General features: G+C 37.2%; 15 protein-coding genes. 8 read left to right on the top strand and 7 right to left on the bottom strand.

The annotated features are described in order from the left end of the window. Nucleotides 1-114 precede the first annotated feature (114 nt). From H7992_RS00875 to H7992_RS00860, 4 genes are all read left to right on the top strand, one after another. On the top strand, nt 115-264 hold the full coding sequence (locus H7992_RS00875; protein ID WP_187046415.1) for a hypothetical protein: 150 nt from the start codon (nt 115-117) through the stop codon (nt 262-264). Nucleotides 265-609: 345 nt separating this feature from the next. Then, nucleotides 610-1,209 carry a glycosyltransferase family 2 protein gene (locus tag H7992_RS00870; protein WP_067204523.1) on the top strand — a complete coding sequence of 200 codons (600 nt, stop codon included), beginning with the start codon at nt 610-612 and terminating at the stop codon, nt 1,207-1,209. Between the two features lie 64 nt (nt 1,210-1,273). Beyond that, nucleotides 1,274-2,296 carry a polysaccharide biosynthesis protein gene (locus H7992_RS00865; RefSeq protein ID WP_067204520.1) on the top strand — a complete coding sequence of 341 codons (1,023 nt, stop codon included), beginning with the start codon at nt 1,274-1,276 and terminating at the stop codon, nt 2,294-2,296. A 1-nt stretch (nt 2,297) separates the two neighbouring features. Further along, nucleotides 2,298-3,152 (top strand): SDR family oxidoreductase, encoded by an 855-nt coding sequence (locus H7992_RS00860; RefSeq protein ID WP_187046414.1) that lies wholly within the window; start codon nt 2,298-2,300, stop codon nt 3,150-3,152. A 223-nt stretch (nt 3,153-3,375) separates the two neighbouring features. Here H7992_RS00860 and H7992_RS00855 read toward each other — a convergent pair whose 3' ends face one another. Next, entirely contained in the window at nt 3,376-6,597 is a 3,222-nt protein-coding gene (locus H7992_RS00855; RefSeq protein ID WP_187046413.1) for a DEAD/DEAH box helicase, read from the bottom strand. 594 nt (nt 6,598-7,191) lie between these two features. Between H7992_RS00855 and pgeF the strand changes: the two genes are divergently transcribed. Both pgeF and H7992_RS00845 read left to right on the top strand, forming a co-directional pair. Further along, nucleotides 7,192-7,974, top strand: coding sequence for a peptidoglycan editing factor PgeF (gene pgeF, locus H7992_RS00850; RefSeq protein WP_187046412.1), 783 nt, complete (start codon nt 7,192-7,194; stop codon nt 7,972-7,974). Between the two features lie 781 nt (nt 7,975-8,755). Continuing rightward, complete coding sequence (locus H7992_RS00845) at nt 8,756-8,947, top strand: hypothetical protein (RefSeq protein WP_187046411.1); 192 nt, start codon at nt 8,756-8,758, stop codon at nt 8,945-8,947. Between the two features lie 1,237 nt (nt 8,948-10,184). Here H7992_RS00845 and H7992_RS00840 read toward each other — a convergent pair. Next, a complete protein-coding gene (locus H7992_RS00840) occupies nt 10,185-10,874 on the bottom strand; it encodes a type 1 glutamine amidotransferase domain-containing protein (protein ID WP_187046410.1) in 690 nt (229 codons plus the stop codon). Between the two features lie 74 nt (nt 10,875-10,948). Between H7992_RS00840 and H7992_RS00835 the strand changes: the two genes are divergently transcribed. After that, nucleotides 10,949-11,284: a MerR family transcriptional regulator gene (locus tag H7992_RS00835; RefSeq protein WP_187046409.1), complete on the top strand. Its 336-nt coding sequence runs from the start codon at nt 10,949-10,951 to the stop codon at nt 11,282-11,284. A gap of 404 nt (nt 11,285-11,688) precedes the next feature. On the opposite strand, the gene H7992_RS00830 is transcribed toward H7992_RS00835, so the two are convergent. The 3 genes from H7992_RS00830 to H7992_RS00820 form a co-directional block, all read right to left on the bottom strand. Continuing rightward, entirely contained in the window at nt 11,689-13,737 is a 2,049-nt protein-coding gene (locus tag H7992_RS00830; protein ID WP_222618000.1) for a HAMP domain-containing sensor histidine kinase, read from the bottom strand. After that, nucleotides 13,724-14,410 carry a response regulator transcription factor gene (locus tag H7992_RS00825; protein ID WP_067204501.1) on the bottom strand — a complete coding sequence of 229 codons (687 nt, stop codon included), beginning with the start codon at nt 14,408-14,410 and terminating at the stop codon, nt 13,724-13,726. Before H7992_RS00825 ends, H7992_RS00830 begins: the two co-directional genes overlap by 14 nt. A 426-nt stretch (nt 14,411-14,836) precedes the next feature. Further along, a complete protein-coding gene (locus H7992_RS00820) occupies nt 14,837-15,595 on the bottom strand; it encodes an SDR family oxidoreductase (RefSeq protein WP_187046407.1) in 759 nt (252 codons plus the stop codon). Between the two features lie 191 nt (nt 15,596-15,786). Between H7992_RS00820 and H7992_RS00815 the strand changes: the two genes are divergently transcribed. After that, nucleotides 15,787-16,386, top strand: a complete 600-nt coding sequence (locus tag H7992_RS00815) for a TetR/AcrR family transcriptional regulator (protein ID WP_187046406.1) — start codon at nt 15,787-15,789, stop codon at nt 16,384-16,386. A gap of 406 nt (nt 16,387-16,792) precedes the next feature. Here the strand turns inward: H7992_RS00815 and H7992_RS00810 are convergent, their stop codons facing one another. Further along, on the bottom strand, nt 16,793-17,617 hold the full coding sequence (locus tag H7992_RS00810; RefSeq protein ID WP_187046405.1) for a sugar phosphate isomerase/epimerase family protein: 825 nt from the start codon (nt 17,615-17,617) through the stop codon (nt 16,793-16,795). Next, entirely contained in the window at nt 17,614-18,588 is a 975-nt protein-coding gene (locus tag H7992_RS00805) for a DUF6005 family protein (RefSeq protein ID WP_187046404.1), read from the bottom strand. The genes H7992_RS00810 and H7992_RS00805 overlap by 4 nt, the downstream gene beginning before the upstream one ends. Nucleotides 18,589-18,596 lie beyond the last annotated feature (8 nt).

The following is an 18,596-nucleotide window of genomic DNA, read 5'->3' as shown; positions in this document are numbered from 1 at the left end:
CCAAGCAAATCGTGCAAAAAGGAATGGTACCTATTTTGCATTCTCCTACATAGAACTCTGCACCTTGGACACAATAGCTAGGATGAAATCATTCTACAAAAGGAGGTTCAAGTCATGTCGGAAGAAAATAAAAACAAAAACAAAGACAAAGGTAAACAGCGGAATGCCCTCAAATACGATACAAAGCCGAAAGACGATGTTGAGTTTGCACGTGAAAGCGAATTTTTAAATTTAGATGGTAAGAAAAACAAAAGAAAGCGTTGAAAACAGTGCCTGTCAGTTTCCCCCTAGTCAGATGAGCATCTGACTAGGGGGATTTGTTTTGGATATTTTGACTTAAAACGTTATTAACTCAGCTACTCATCCTCATACATAATCGATTTCTAGCTACAGAAAACGCATCGGCCTAAAGTTTAAATAATCACACGCATATATTAATCGAGGACAGACGTATTTTTGATAAGCATAAGGTATGAGATTTCTTTTTAACAAGGTATCAACAATAACTTGTTACGAATTGCGCTAATTGGAAAATTTAACGGTAGATGATGCATGCTTTCTACTACCTTGGTATTAATTAATTGATCAATAAAGGAATGAGGTCTTTGAATGAAAATTAGTTTTCTAACTCCAGCTTACAATAGTGAAGAATGGATTAAGATAATGCTGGATAGTATTCCGAAAGAATATGCTTATGAAATTATTGTTTGCGACGATGGTTCAACTGATAAAACAGTAGAACTACTAAAGGAATATGAAAAAACTTGTCCACAATTAAAAATAATAACGCATGAAGCAAATAGAGGTGCTAGTGAATCATATAATCGATGCATTGCTGAAGCAACCGGGGATTATGTAGCAATCATTGATAGCGATGATCAATATTTACCTCCGATTCGGGATGTACTAGCACAAGTTGACGGTGAATATGACATTTATTACTACAATATGTTAACGAAACACGGACTACAATTTGTGAAAAGTAAAGATGATGCTTATACGTGGTGTGGACAATTTAAGATCATTCGAAGAAGTTTTATAGGGGATGCAGTGTTCACAACGAGAAAAGATTTTGCCGGAGATTGGGATTTTAATAGAGTATTAATGGATAATAACCCCAAATGTAAATATACTGGACTATTTGCCTATTGGTATAACTATCCTAGAGAAACTTCCGAATCTGATTTGCATCTTAGAGGGCTGAAATAAGGAAATGAATGTCGTTCTATTTCTGGAACAGCCTCTCCAATGAAAGGAGTTGACCTATAACTATATGTTTAAAGATAAAATACTACTAATAACAGGTGGAACTGGTTCATTTGGTAACGCTGTATTAGAAAGATTCTTAACTACTGATATCAAGGAAATTAGGATATTTTCAAGAGACGAAAAAAAACAAGATGATATGCGCATTTTATATCAGAATAACAAAATTAAATTTTTCATCGGAGATGTACGTGATAGTAGCAGTTTAAATAACGCTATGTACAATGTAGACTTCGTTTTTCATGCAGCAGCCCTTAAACAAGTTCCCTCTTGCGAATTTTTCCCCTTAGAAGCCGTAAAAACAAATATTCTTGGAACAGAAAATGTATTAACTGCAGCGATAAACGCAGGTGTGAAAAAAATCATTTGTCTCTCTACAGATAAAGCGGCATACCCCGTCAATGCAATGGGGATTTCAAAAGCGATGATGGAGAAAACATTCATTGCAAAATCTAGAATGGTTACTCCTGACAAAACCTTAATTTGTGGAACTCGCTACGGTAACGTGATGGCATCCCGTGGATCAGTCATACCATTGTTCATAGAACAAATTAAGAACGGAAAGCCGTTAACGGTTACTGATTCCAAAATGACTCGTTTTATGATGAGCCTTGAAGAAGCAGTCGAATTGGTGTTATATGCCTTTACAAATGCAGTGAATGGCGACATCGTAGTTCAAAAATCACCCGCTTGTTATATAAAAGATTTAGCACAAGCATTGATTGAATTATTTAATGCGAAAAATGAAGTTAATATCATTGGTACCCGTCACGGAGAAAAAATTTACGAGGTACTTCTTACGAAAGAAGAAGCAGCCAAAGCAATTGATATGGGAGATTTTTATAGAATTCCTGCTGATAACCGAGATTTAAATTATGGGAAATACCTCGAAGAAGGTTCCCCTAAAATTACGTTAACCGATGAATATAACTCTAATAATACAAAGACCCTTTCAGTAGATGAAATAAAAGAAAAGTTGTTAAAACTAGATTTCGTTAAAGACGAACTGCGTAAATGGAATGGAGGATAACATGAAATTCCTAGTTCTTGGGGCAACTGGAATGGCAGGTCACACCATCTCATTATTTTTAAGTGAGAAAGGGCATGAAGTTACTACCTTTTCAAGAACAGCATTTCCTTATTGTAAGAACATAAATGGGGATATTATGGATGATTTTTTGTTGAATTCAATTCTAGTAAAAGAAAACTATGACGTAGTGATCAACTGCATAGGTATTTTAAACGAAGCGTGTGAGTTAGTACCGTCAAGAGCTGTCTATCTAAATAGTTACTTACCACACCTTATAGCCGATAAATTAAAAAACACCAACACTAAATTAATTCATATGAGTACAGATTGTGTTTTCTCAGGTAAATCAGGACCCTATTGTGAAGCTAGCATTCGTGATGGTGAAACTTTTTATGATAGAACGAAAGCTTTGGGCGAAGTTAATGATAATAAAAATTTAACCTTTAGAAATTCAATTATTGGTCCGGATATGAAAAGGAATGGAATTGGTTTATTTGATTGGTTTATGAAACAACAAGGAACTATTAATGGATTTACAGGAGCCATCTGGACTGGCGTCACTACTTTGACTTTAGCAAAAGCTATGGAAAAGGCTGCAATCGAAGATTTAACAGGGTTATATCACCTTGTAAATAATCAGAGTATAAGTAAGTTTGATTTATTAAATCAATTCAATGCAAATTTTAAAGCGGATGAGTTAACAATCTTGCCTAGCGATTCCGTCAATGCTGATAAAACATTGATAAATAACCGACAGGATTTTTCATTCAAAGTACCAAGTTATGAAAATATGATCATAGAGATGAAACAATGGATTTGGACACACAAGAATTTATACCCACACTATTTTCAGTAACCGTTGACCATGTTCTTCAGATAATGGAAGTAAAAACAAAGGTACCTAGTTCTGATGCGATTTAGAATTGTTTCAGAACCAGATACCTTTTTTAATTTGTAGTAAACGGGTTTGCGACCATTACTTTTCTTTAAGATCTTAAAGGTCACTGAAGACTTTTCCCTTGTAAACACTAGTAATTGCCACCTCGCAATCTTCCAGTTCACACTGTTCTTAACTTGCTTTATAACATTAATATTTCCCGAATGTCTTCTTCGGTTAAAGTAGACGACGCTTTCTCCTCAGAATCGATGATTTCTCCAATCAGATGCCTTTTCTTATCTTGCAATTCATTTATTTTTTCTTCGATTGTACCGCGGGCAACAAGCTTGATGACTTGTACAACATTTGTCTGGCCAATACGATGCGCACGATCAGCTGCTTGCTCCTCAACCGCAGGATTCCACCAAATGTCATATAGAATAACGGTATCTGCTCCCGTCAGATTGAGACCTGTACCGCCTGCTTTCAAGGAAATGAGAAATAAATCACGTTCACCTGCATTGAATCGATTACAAATTTCCACTCGTTTCTCTGATGGCGTTTGTCCATCAAGGTAGAAATAAGGCAGTTCTTGATTCGCTAACTCTCTACCTATAAGTCCAAGCATTTTCGTGAATTGGGAAAAAATCAACACCCTTCTTCCCGACAGCTTGGATTCCTCTATAATCTGCATTAGCTGTTCAAATTTTCCCGAACTCCCTTTATAGCCATCCACAAATAAGGCTGGGTGACAGCAAATCTGTCTTAACCGAGTCAAACCAGCGAGAATTTTGATGCGGTTTTTTCGGAGTGTATCCTTGTCGAGATGTTTCAGTGTGTCGTGTCTGAGCTTAGCCAAAAAGGCAGCATATAGCTTCTTCTGATCAGGTAGCAACTCCACCGATTCCAGCCACTCGACTTTTTCAGGAAGCTCCGCAAGGACATCCTTTTTCAACCTACGAAGCAAAAATGGACGAATCCTCCGAGTAATCGTTTTCCTTGGCAGATTACTGAATTCCTTAAGACCCTGAAATAATTCAGGAAAGACAACCCGGTAAATGGACCATAGCTCTTCTAATGAATTCTCTATCGGTGTACCAGTGAGGGCGAAGCGGTTATCTGCCTGTATCTTCCGCGCTGCTTTTGCTGTTTGTGTCACAGGATTTTTAAATGCCTGTGCCTCATCAAAATAAACGGTATGAAAGAACTGTTTTTCGTACCACATGATGTCACTGCGCAACAACGGATAGGAAGTGATAAGAACGTCCATATCTATTACATCCTTCTGTAAATTGCTCCGCTCTGTCTTATTACCATCTACCACAACAGCTTGAATCTCTGGAGAAAACTTCATGATTTCACTTAACCAGTTATACGTCAAAGATGATGGGCAGACAATAAGAACCGGGAGCTTCTTTTTACGGATGTTAGGAAGCTCGGATAAAATAAACGTGATGCTTTGCACTGTTTTACCCAGCCCCATATCATCTGCAAGAATCCCACCGAATCCGTAATGAGCAAGTGTTTTCATCCATTTGTAGCCATCTTTTTGGTAGTCCCGTAATATTGGATCCAAACTTTTTGGGACTTCAAACCCCAAACTATCTGGATTTTGGACGTTCTCCAAAAATTGCAGGAACGATTTCTCTAACGTGAACACATCACGATTATCGACTGAATCAAGAAGCTGAAGACCTTGAGCAAATGGTAATATCAAACCGCTTTCCAATTCTTCATGCTGTTCAGGAAGTGCATTCAAGAAGCGGTTCATTTCTTCAAACTCTCTCGTCTCCAATGAGAGTATGGATCCATTACCCAATCGATAGTACTTCCGTTTTTCTTCTAGAGCCAATAGAACTTCACGTATATGCTTTTCAGGGATACCATCGAGCTCAAATTTGAATTCTAGCCAATTGGTTCTCTCTTTTTTCATCTTCACAGTAATCTTCGGGTGAGCTTTGCCTCTAAATATCCGATTTTTCACAGCCGTAGTTGCATATATTTGCGCAAACGTTTTAAGCTTCGGAACGACATGATACAAAAATTCATATTCCAATTCTTCATTGTGCAAAAAATAACCGCCGTCTGTCTTGGAAAACAAGCTTTTTTCTATTAACTGCAAGATCTCTTCTTCCTTATCCATATCCCTCACAAAAGTGGAGCTTGCCGGGATATCCCCAGTAGGTTCCAATGGATTGATCATAATATTTTCATAATGAAACTCCAACCCAACGAGCAATCGGTTTTTCACACGATCCAAGTACACTTTAGCAATTAGCGGTGTCTTAAGAAGGTGCTTATACATACTGTCCGATAGTTGTACATTGCCTAGTTTCTTCAAACCAGGCACCACTTTTTCTAGAAAAAAACTAACCTGCTCTTGAGGAATCGAAATTTGATTCGTTCCTGAACCATCAAGCAACTCCTTTAGGTCCGAGAGACGTTTACAATCCTCACTTTTCAGCTGGATTAGTTTCCCTTCAGATAAGACAGAGCTGTATGAATTCAGCACAACCATTTGATTCAACCCTTTGATCTTCAGTTGATAGCCTTTGCCCTCAGCTTCAGCAAAGTCAAACTGTAAAGAAAGTGGTTCGTTCGATACACGAAGACCGGCATACATATTCCCGCCATATTCCAATTTAATCGATGGTACTCTCTCAAGTATGGGAAATAGCCTGTCCCAAGAAGATGGAGGAATCAGTAGTGTATGATGATCGCTGACATAATTTGATTTCCCCAACAATTCATCAACATATACATCTTCATCATGAATTACTTGGATAAGCTGCTGGATCAAAGCATTTGTTTCTTTTTGAAAGCAATGAAGATTAGGGTTAAACGTGAATGAATTAGAAAGCACGCTAGTATGTCCGTCTTTCACATGCTTCAGAAAGTCCCTGATATTCTGCACATTAGTCGGACTAATCCTCACCTTTATTCCAAATATATGCCGCCCCTCTCCTAGGGTAACGGCTTTGCACGTAAATTCCACATCAAGCACTTGCCTGTTTTCAAAGTGAAGCTGATGACCGCTAGAGCGTTTAGGTTGGGCATTGAAAAGTGTCAGTAAGCCTTCCGTTAGTTCTTGATTTGTTAATGAATCAGACTGGAATCCACTTAGACTATTGGGGATTTCCTGACGCTGAAGTGCATTAATCGATAGTAAAACGGCTGCAATATGCTGACAATCCATTTGAAAGGAAGCTAGTGCAGGACAGCTACATTTCGTAAGTAAACCACCTTTTTCATCCTTTTTAATGGTGACATGGAAATCATTCATTCCTGCAACTGTTGCTTCACAACCATTAGGACCGTAGTTTTTAACTGTCACTTTATTAGCCCGATAAAAAGCTTCACCTCTTTTGAAGGAGACTGTACCGCACTTGTCTTTAATTAACTCTCGGTTTAATTTTATATTCATTGGTCTGCCTCCTCCCTCGTTTCGGATTCCGGGTTCTCGCTTATTACCTTGAGTATACCAAACAAGCTTTCGGTAATGTAGGGGTTCTGGAACAGTTTGAAGTTTAATGAGAACTCGTCACCAATATAGGTGATTTAACTGAGATTCACCTTTAAAGACAACCAGATAGCGCAAGGTAAACAGACATCCATTTGAAGGACAATTATATCCTTTAATGGGTGACCATATTTTCACATTCTTGCAACTAGATACTCGGTACTTAACAAAATGGAAGCAAGTTGTTTTTTTGTGCTTAATACTAGGGAGCATTTTCCAATACCGCTTCGTCGCTTGGTGATGGCCTCCCGTAATGAGCCCGCCAGAAGATCACTGTCAGTCTCATTACTTCGGCTCACACTTGTCGCTCCTTCGCTAGAATCTTTCGTCGTACAAGGAGATTATTAAAGTTTCTATTGAATTCTAATTATAAATTTAAAGTTCCTAGTCTATAGCGGTAAGCCGCAACATAAAATTCGTGAATTTCTTCATCAACATTATCGATAGCCATGATTTTTTTTGAATAGATAGTAAGGTATAGTAAAGCTAGGTGATGATATGAAAACAAAGATTTACGTAAACAATGACAAATTTATAGCAGGGATGACCATGAAAGATGGAGCCGAACTTGAACACAACAACATGGCGCTCCATGCCTGCAAAAAAACCGATAATATAATCGAAAATCGCAAAAGATTAGCCGTTTCCTTACAACTCGAGCTGAGTGACTTCGTTTGTGCCACTCAAACACACAGCGCCAATTTCTATCGCGTGACGCTCAACGATAAAGGACAAGGTGCCGAGCGAATGGACACCGCCATTGCGGACACAGACGCCCTGTATACCTATGAGCCCAATCTTGTATTGTGCAGCTTTACTGCTGATTGTGTACCCGTGATTTTTTACAATGAAGTGAACGGCCTCATCGGCGTGATCCATTCTGGATGGCAAGGCACAGTCAAAGAAATCACGTCGAAACTATTCGAACATTTAACACAAGTTGAACGCTGTAATCCGAGCGATTTTCACGTCCAGATTGGTGCAGCGCTAAGCCAGGAAAAGTTTGAAGTCGATGAAGATGTCTATTTAAAATTTAAAGCGCTTGGCTATGCGGATGATTTTATGTATTACAATGACGACACTCACAAATATCACATCGATAATCAGCTCGTCGTGAAAAGGCAATGTGAGTTGGCGGGAATTCCAGCTGAGCGGATTGCGATTGATCGAACTTGCACGTATGTAGATCCAGATGGTTTTTCTTATCGAGAGGATAGACAATGTGGGAGGCATTTGGGGTTCGTTGTAAAAAAGGACATTGACCAAATGGAGATAGAGTAACAATCAATTACATCAATGCAAGCTATCCGAAAAAGCACATCAGCTTTATACGTTGATGTGCTTTTTCGGATATTACTGTTTTCTCAAATAGCGAAACTTCCCCCTTGCGGCAGGGTCCACCCTAAACTCGCAATACCTTGTGGCTCTAGGTTCATGAGTCTGTTAAAGGTTACTAAGTCTATTAAGTCTTTAAATAAAATCATTATATAGAATTCGCTAATTAACATGCATTTCTCTTTTTCTATAAAAAATCAAGACGAATTATTACACTTAGACACAATAGGATCTTACTAGAAAAAAAGAGGATAAATCCTCAAAAAGGACAAGTCCTACTCTCTCAGACTATCAAATATAGCCACAGAAACGCACAGGTTGCTCATAGACCAATGATAAACGGAAATAGGTGTATATGTCTTTACCTCTTCTTTTACGGATGATTCTAGACTATCTGTGAGCGTTTTTAGAAAACCGAAGAAGATCAGCGGAAATGGCGAAAGGATTTTGTATAATTATTCGTTTAGACACGTCTAGCGTCCACCTGAAAGCCCGTTAATTCAACGATGTATAAAAATTTGATGCATAAAAAAGGGAAGGGCTATAGGAGAGAAACTGAGGCATGACAAGGGGTTGCCTGTTGGAAACAACTGCCGAGAATTGGTGTTATGTTAACCTGTTGTGTATGGACTATACAAAATTGTTCAGCGATCAATTCGAAGGTTTGCGGAGGTTTCACGTACCGTTAGTAGGTAAACTCTTTAACTGAGAAGGGCAGGGGGACATTATGAATGAAAGACGTCCAGGTTTACTGTTATTAGCAGTAATTATATGGATTGCTTATTTTGTTTGTGCAATAATATTCGGTCACAGTATATGGTTTGTTAAGATCCTCAGTTTGGCATCTGTTACTCTTTTTGGAATATTAGTTTTTATTGTTTGGAAGAACAAAGAAAGTAAAAATGAATTGCGGGATTAATTAAATTACAACAATCGGCTGCCTTTACATGGCAGCTTTATCTTATTGAAAAATGAAGTTAACTACTTCCGTGAACGGGTGTTATGTCAACCGCATCTATATGAGAGTTAAAAGGTAACAAAAACAGGGTCGCTGTTATATTTCAAAACAATTCAATATAGCAATTGAAAACTTCGAAATGAAATGATAAACTTATTGCATATCAACTTACTTTAACTTTTAATACCGAACCCATGCGGGATCGGTGATGACTAATAGAGGTCTTTGGACCGATTGAGACACAGTTCTTTTTTTGCTGTGATTAAAAATCGGACCAGGGGCTTTCTTCATTCGATTCATGGCGAGTTATCAAAATTCGCAATACGGAATATCATACAAAAATCAAGAAGGATGTTCTCAACTAATTTTTAAACGTTCATTTCATAAATAGGGAACGTTTAAGTAGGAATAAATATTACTGCTTCTTTTATTTCTAAAATTATGTATAATAGAGGTAGTTATTTAATTTTTTGAGAGTCCTTATAAATCCCACGTAGAGACGTGAGCAGATTAAAAAGGGCATGAAGTATTTTGCATTGCCTATTCCCGTATTCATACGAGCAGAACAGGCATACTGAAAAAATTTTTTTAAGGCGAATCCAAAGGCACACTTGCGCATTTTTACAATGCACTTGGAGTGTATTTTTATATACAATATTAAACAGGAACCGATCGTAAAGAAACCTTTACGGTTTGTTGTGAAGCCATTCCTGGATAAAAAAGAGAGCATGAAGGAACGATATCTCTGCAAATCCCGTCTTTTGACGAGCAGATTTAAGTAGAGTTTCACCAAAGTGATCAGTGTATCAAAAAAACTAAACAGGTAAGAATCCAAAAGACGTTTCATGCGCAAAATTGCGCCATAGATGCGTCTTTTTTGATTATAAAAAAGTGTATATTGGGAAGAAGTTGCTCATTTCCACAATACACTCGGAGTGTATTTTTATATATGAAAATTAAATGAAAGCAACCGTAAAGAAACCTCGGATTTTTATTGTTTTCTATTAATCAGTTACTGGAAAACACATCACACCAACTACTTAGAATATAATCCAATTAAAGCATCTACTATTACAGTCGAGCACCCTAGCTTTCATTAAACCGAAGTATTTTAGCGCCGTTTCGAAAGCAAAAATAAGCACTTCCTTGATCAATCAATGATCAAGGAAGTGCTTTTTTCAGAAGCTCGAGTGTTATATTATCGTGCTGATTTCAATAATTTTAATACCCCTTTGGCAACTGCACCACCTGATGCTGGATTTTGTCCAGTGACAACACGGTCATTAACTACAGCGAACGCTGCCCAGTCTTCGCCTTTCACGTAATTGGCTCCTCTGTTAACAAGTTCATCTTCTGTTAAAAATGGAACTATTTTATCTAATCCAAGTGCGATTTCTTCAGTGTTTGCAAAACCTGCAACCTTTTTGCCGGCAATTAAATAGTTACCTACCGCATTTTTAATATTTAATAAACCAACAGTACCATGACAAACAGCAGAGACGATCCCGCCATTATCATATATTTTACTAGCAATGTTTTGTAACTTTTCATCATTAGGGAAATCCCACATTACACCGTGTCCACCTGTATAATAGATGGCATCATAATCTTCAGGATTAACATCTTCTGCCGATAAAGTAGCACCTAGCTTATTTAAAAAATCATCGTTTGAATAATATTGCCAATCTAATTCAGTCATTTGATCTGGTTGTAAGCTGTGTGGATCAATCGATGTATATCCACCTTTAGGGCTAACGTAAACTATTTTATATCCCTCTTTTTCCATCTCATCTACAAAGTGAACAGCTTCTCCTAACCATAATCCTGTTGCACGTTCCTGATTTGGATATTTAGAAATATTAGTTACAACTACTAAAATGTTTTTCATTATACATGCTCCTTTTTGTTTGATACTATGAACCTTAAAGGTTAAACCATACTTTAAGTCAAGGAGGACGTGCTGTGTATTCTATTCAAAAAGCTAGCCTATTAGCTCAAATTCCTTCAAGTACTATTAGATATTATGAAAAAATAAATTTAATTCCTCCAATAAAAAGAAATAAACAAGAACATCGTACCTTTGATGATAAAGACATTGAAATCCTTAATTTAATAAGATGTTTCCGACATCTAGGAATGTCGATTGAAGATATAAGAGCAAGCATTTCAAATATAAATTTAGAATATGAAGATATGAATACTAAAGCAATTTTATTTCAGCATAAGAAAAAATTAGAAGAGCAAATTGGTATTTTAAATTCATACATCCATGAAATCGAAGAAAAAATAGTTATATAAAAATTTCAAAAGTTGATTCCATTTGAGCTACCCCCTGTCAAATAGACAGTGTGAATGTCTTCAATCAAGTGACGGCCAAATGAAATGGGTAATTTTTTAATTATCTTACTTATGATACTGCTCTCCGTGATGTGGCTAAGTGCGGCTTTTTATGAAAAAGTACCTTGTCCATTTCATATGAATAAGATACTTTTACAATTTGATTATTATTTTCGATTTGCACATCAATACTTACCTTCAGTATTCTTTCTAAATATCCGCAATTCTCTAATTCTCTAGCATAAGCATGTTTTTTAAACTTGAAGAACGTTGAAGCTCTTTAACAACATCTCTATCTCTTTTATTAGCTACATCTATACACAGAAAAAGAATAGGACACTCACATGTCCTATTCCCTTGCTACATTATTCATTTGGAAATTTCGGTAGATAAATCATCGACTTAAATAAATCGCCATCTACTTGAACTAAGAACCGTCCGTGCTGGATGTGAATCAGGCTTTCAGCAATCGACAACCCTAATCCGCTACCTTGACTTGATCTAGATTCATCCCCTCGTTTAAAGCGTTCCATTAGTTCATCGACTGAAATATTTAATTCATATGCTGAAATATTTTTAAATGTCACGAGTATTTCATTCCCTAAATCTTCAACATCAATATAAACCCTTGATGCAGGTTGTGCGTATTTAAAAATATTCGAGAATAAGTTTTCGATGGAGCGCCATAGGAGTTTACCATCAGCCTTCACATACACCTTTTCTGTTGGGTGAGCTAACTTAAAATCTAATGACGACGCTTCAATTTTTTCATCCATTTCTCCTATTCCTTGCGTTAGTAATGATACGATGTCAATCCGTTCTAACTGAACAGGCATACTTCCGCTTGACGCTTTAGCCGCTTCAAATAAATCATCCGTTAAGATCTTAAGTCTTTTCGATTTTTGATCCAACACGTCTACATATTCTGCAATTATTTCAGGGTCGTTTTCTATTTTTAATAAATCGACATACGTAATGATTGACGTTAATGGCGTTCTGATATCATGCGAAACATTTGTAATGAGCTCTGTTTTTAAACGCTCGCTCTTGATCTCACTATCCACTGACTTTTTTAACCCATCGTTAATACTATTAATATTCGCTGCGAGTCGGCTAAACTCCCCTTTTCCGTCTACTTCAATTCGATGATGAATATCCCCATTCTTAATTTGCTCTACGCCCTCTTTAATGCGGTTAAATGACTTCACCTTTTTCATCGCAAACCAGGCAGCTAGACCAATGGTAACGGGAAACATGAAAAACGTTGCTGCAACTACTATTGGATAACCGATGACAAGCAGCACAGTTTTTACACCTATACTGCCACTATCAAATACATTTTTCACCGAAAGAAAAACCTTTTTGAGAATTTGATAGATGAGTGTATGCTGAAGTAATGATCTATTTTTGATATGCTTTACGAGCGATAAAATCATCAGTAAGGCAATGATAAAAATAGGTGCCGTGAGAAGCGTGTGCATATCGTGCAACACTTCAACAATCATCGCTATCCACATCGCTGTTAAAGAAACGACTATCACAATATTGAGATCATTATATAGTTTGTCAATGACATGAAAATGAATTTCTTTATCTTTAAATGACGTTCTTCCAATAACCATGATTAGATAAACAAAAGATAAAATAAATCCTGCTAGAAATACAATTAATTCATTAAGAAAACTTTTGGCAATCGCTTTGTCTTTTTCCCATCCCTGCATTTTTTGTTGTAAGAAAGATTCTTTAAACGCCACAAAAATGACGTCTTTTTGTGGATTCAACTTTTCAACATTGTGTGTAAAGTAATCGAGGTATTGACTTTCTTTCACTTCATTTGGATAAAGCTTTTGTTGATAATCCTCAAATAGCATATATGCACCAAATGATTCAAATTGCTCTTTCTTATTTAGTTCACTATTGGAGAATACATGTTCACCATCACTCGCATAATACACGCTTCCTTCATATGCTTCTAGTGTGCTGAGTAACCGATAAAATTCTCTTACCTGTTCTTTCATGCGTTCATCTTTTTTACGATTGATGTCATCTGCATATTCTTCTTTAAAGATGCGCTTATTGTCCGCTTCACTTAAGTCGTAATCATATCCGTTGTAATGAAATTCATTGAATAACTCGTTTTCAATTCCTCGTCTATCTTCTTTAGTCAGTGCCTTACCACCTAAAATATATTCTTCACTTTTATACTTTCCGATTAATTGCGTTAAAGAGGTAATAAGATCGTAACTTTCATCAGCAAATACTCGGCTCTCAAAATAATTATCTTGATTTATACTACTAAGATGAACCTCATTAAATTCCATGTTGATAATTGCCTTCGCTGCACCAGTTAAACAAACGATGGCAATCAGAAACACAACCACTTTCGTAATGAGTGCATGACTAATATTTCTCAACTTTATACCCAACTCCCCATACAACTTTTAAATACTTCGGCTCTTTCGGATTAATTTCAATTTTTTCTCGAATCTTTCGAATATGAACCGAAACCGTATTTTCTGGATTAATGGCCCTTTCATTCCATACCTTTTCATAAATCTCTTCAATCGTGAATACTCTCCCAGCATTTGCTGTGAGAAGCTTTAAAATTTTATACTGCACTGGTGTCAAATAGACCTCTTGTTTATCAACGGTAATGATTTTCTGTTCATCATCAATCATGAGCCCGCCCGTTTGAAGTACATAACTACTCGCCTCAAGACTCCCGAATGTCGTATACCTTCTTAGCTGCGATTTCACTCTAGCCACAAGTTCTAATGGATTAAACGGCTTGGCCATATAATCATCTGCTCCGATATTTAATCCAAGTATTTTATCATAATCCTCAGACTTGGCAGAAAGCATAATTACCGGAATCATATTATCTTGTCGAATCTTCATCGTCGCCGTAATCCCATCCATTTTCGGCATCATAATATCCATAATAATTAGGTGAATAACGTGATCTCGAATAAGATCGATTGCCTCTATCCCATTGTAAGCTTTGAATACTTGATAACCCTCATTTTCCAAATAAACGCTAATCGCTCTTACAATTTCTTTATCATCATCACAAATCAAAATGTTCAACTACATTCATTCCTCCATCTCTTTAGGCTCATGTGATCACCCCTATAGGATCTGTATAAGGATATGATACTATTTAAATCTTAACAAACACGCACACCAATTCTTAAGACTTTCTTAGTTTTTTTCCTAAGTAAATATAATTATGCCGAATAGACGATTCTGTGTTTCCTGATTCAATATAAAATCTTAGAAAATTATATAACTTGAAGTACATGAAAATTTATAAAAGCCGATTTTCTGTTTGCTCAGAAAATCGGCTTTATTTTTGTATTCATATCTAATTTGAAAAATTTAAAGCAAAAATATCACTTACTTATGGTGCGACTCCCTGCACCTGAAATTTTGTTTCCATAAACCGCTACTAATAAAAATACCTGGATCCGAAACGGTTTAGAGTCGTTTCAGATCCAGGTATCTATATTTCATTTAATAAGCGGTCCATCCTGCATCTGCCGTTAAGACCGTACCATTGACGAAGCTCGAATCGTCTGAAGCTAGGAACAATGCCACCTTCGCAATCTCTTCAGATTTGCCCGTACGTGGATTAATGGCAAGTCCCGGTTGAATACGTCCCATCCCAAACGCATTGATGGATGTCATCGAAGCTCCGATGTTCGTTTCTACTCCCCCTGGTGCAATGGCGTTACAACGAATGCCTTGCTTAGCGTACATAAAGCCCGTATTTTTTGTAAAGCCAACAACGGCATGCTTAGATGCTGTGTATGCTGCACCCGCACGAGCACCGTATAATCCTCCTGCTGAAGCTATATTAATGATTACACCTTGCTCTTTCGCCAAAAAGATCGGCAATACTTTACGGGTTGAACGCATAACACTCGTCGTATTTATCGCAAAAATTCGATCCCATTTGTCATCTTCAATATCACCCGCGGCTTCAAAGTTGTCCATGATACCCGCATTATTCACCAACACATCAACCGTGCCATACGTGCTGACAGCTGTGTCTATTAGATTTTGAATGTCCTCTTCTTTAGCAACATTCGCAACGACACCAATGGCTTCCCCACCATTTGATTTAATTTCTTCTACCACCGTATTAGCAGAATCACCGTTAATATCGGACACAACCACTTTTGCCCCTTCTTGCGCATAGAGCATAGCTATTGCTTTCCCCATGCCTGAACCAGCTCCTGTTACAACTGCTACTTTGTCTTGAAGTTTCATTTTATTCCCTCCTATTTTTAACTGAATGTGCTTTCACAATTACGATAATGAACAGATGTTTAATATCTTTCAATTATAGTATAATCAATTCAAGCTACTCCATTCAATCAGCAAATCAACATCGACTTGTTGACTACTAGACAATCTATCCGAATTTTGTTCGTTTATTAAAAAAATGAGGGGGTTTACTAATGTCTACTACACCACCAAGCGTGGATAGAAGAATTCGAAAATCAAAAGTAGCACTAAAAAACGCGCTTTTAACCTTAATGCAATCAAAAGACTTCAAACATATTTCAATTACAGATATTGTCCAACTTGCCGATCTTAATCGGGGAACATTTTACAAACACTACCCAGACAAAGAAGAACTGTTGGAAGAAATAATCGATGAAGTCATGAAGGATTTAATCACATCATACCGTGCACCTTATGAAAGTCTGACTGTTTTCGAAGTCAGCAAGCTTACTGCTTCAGCCATTAAAATATTCGAACACGTGGCTACTAACGCCAATTTTTATACATTACTAGGAAAGTCAAATATATTAACAGGTCTACAAGCCCGTATATGCAACGAATTATCACAACTTGTCCTTCAAGACATATCCAATAGAACCATACACACAAATATCAACATCAAGATGTTAGCCAATTACCAGGCATACGCAATTTGGGGGATGATTACTGTTTGGATAGACAGCGAATTCTTATATTCACCGGATTATATGGCCGAACAATTACTCGCAATTCTCCATCAAAACTCGTTCAATGACACGGAATCGCGGGGCTAAAATAACAAAGAAAAAACGTACCTTGTGCTTTTCGAACTCTTTGGGAAGGCTTTGCTTAGTGTTATTTTTCTGGAGTACCATATATCGAGGGGTTATTGGCGATAGGATAGAGATGATAAATCGAGTGGATAGAATCATTCATTCTTCTAATTTATAAAGCAACCCTGCCACAAAATCGGACAACGTTGCTTTATATGTAACTGTCTACACAGAGTTTGTTAGATAAACTTCCATATTACGCAAAAGACCATCCATCTATTATCTCGTTAGACTCCTAATCCCTTTTGTTAATCTCAACAAAAGGGATCTTTTTAGCAAACATTCATGAATATTTCTTACATAGGTACCAAAAACTAAATTTAGATTGAATCAAGCGATTCTCATATATGTTTTAAACAAACTTACGTTATACTTGCACCAACTGCAACGCCTTCTTAACCTCCTGAACATCTTTTGCTAATACGCTCTTCACATTTGATCCGAACCATTCCAATGACGCATCTACCTCCTTCAGTGATAGTACTCCTGCTAGGAATTCATCATAATCAATTGCACCTTCAAACAATGGGACCATCCCTTCTCTAGACCCTGATGCAGCATAAACATTGTTTGGAGAAAAAACACCAAGTTGTGCACGTGAGGCAATATTTTTAAAGTGGAAATGTGAGATATAAGGACGAAGTTGCTTCATGGCGACAATAGGGTTTATCCCTGATTCCCATATATGCAAAACGTCAAAGTTCACTCGTAGGCTTGAGTGATTCGTTTCTTCGAGTAACTGCATCGTTGAAGGTAGATTATCTGTCAATGTGTTCGGATGAGTTTCAACAAGCAAATCTTGTCCTTTTGACTCAAGATAATCACAGAGCATTCTGAGCCTGGAAATCAGTTCTTTCCTTTCTTTCTTACTCGTGTCTGAACTGCCCTGTTTTCCTACAAATGTACGAATCTTATTCGTTCCCCAGCGCTTTGCAAGTGAAGATAACTTTTCTGTTTCAGCCATCATCTCAGAAATTGGTGCTTCTAATGGCAAATAATCACTAAGCATGCTTGTTTCCAAACCGTAGGAGCTTAGCCAATCTGCTCCATAATGAAGTTCATCTGCCAAGTTCTTTGCATGAACACCCCAGAGCTCGATTCCTTGAAAACCTTGAGTTTTTGCAAAGTGAGCTAATTGATCAATCGAGTGGAGATGGTGCCGAAACGAGATCGTACAGATAGATAGTTTCATAGTACAACCTCTTTCCTGTGCTGTAATGTCAACCATGCTTGAAAACAATCTTGTAATCCTTGCTTAATCTTGAACTCAAGGAGATTTTGTTCTTCTAACTTCGCAAAAATATCTTCAGCTAATAACAAATCTTGCGTCATCGCAAGTTTCATCGCTCGATAGTGAATCGTAGTATAACCATTCACTAGACGCTCAATTTCATCACACCAAGTTTCAAAGCCTTCCTCATCGCGTCCAAGAGCTTCCCAAAAATAGGCGAATGCATGTTCATATGCATACTTTCTAATCGCTAAAACCGGCAATTGTTTTAATGCAGTTGGAAGTTTTGACATACTTTCTTTTTCTTTTCCTACGGTATACTCTTTAATAATCTCGGTAATTGCGTCTGTCACCGGATTACAATGAAGCTTTATACATGTATTAAAATAGGCTTCAACCGCCTCTGTAGTTGGAGCAATAATTGTCTCTGAATCAAAGTAATAGCCACCACCGACAGTTGGCTCTTGGATTGCACCTATAATCCTCTCCTTCGGCAAAATCCCTTCCCAGCGAAAATCAGGATCATACATAAACCACTCTGCTTCATTTTCTGTCGATTCTAGCATCACATAATGTGGAAATGGACGTTGATGAAATTTATTCTCTCGCTCTGGAAGCATCGATAAATCCAGCATCACCATCACATGTTGATGTGGAGATTTATTTTCTAATAACCTTAGCAGCTTGTTTATATTTTCTTGTTTTGATTGTTCTTCGTCATACCATTTGTAAAGCTTGATTCCATAGAGCATTTCATACCATGTTTGAAAGAAATGATGATCAATTCGATCTGAGTGATATGTTAGCACTCCATTATCGAGCACATCAAAATCTGCATCCCATACCCCAAAATAGTAGGGCCTATGATCAACGCCTTTCGTTTTCTTAATAACTTCACAAACACAGCTTACAAAACAATGTACTTTTATCATTTTTCCCC

It is taken from the genome of Sporosarcina sp. resist, assembly GCF_014302295.1.
GTDB classification, from domain to species: Bacteria; Bacillota; Bacilli; order Bacillales_A; family Planococcaceae; genus Sporosarcina; species Sporosarcina psychrophila.
Note: the sequence above shows the minus strand (reverse complement) of the source record. Positions and strands in the feature narration are given on the sequence as shown.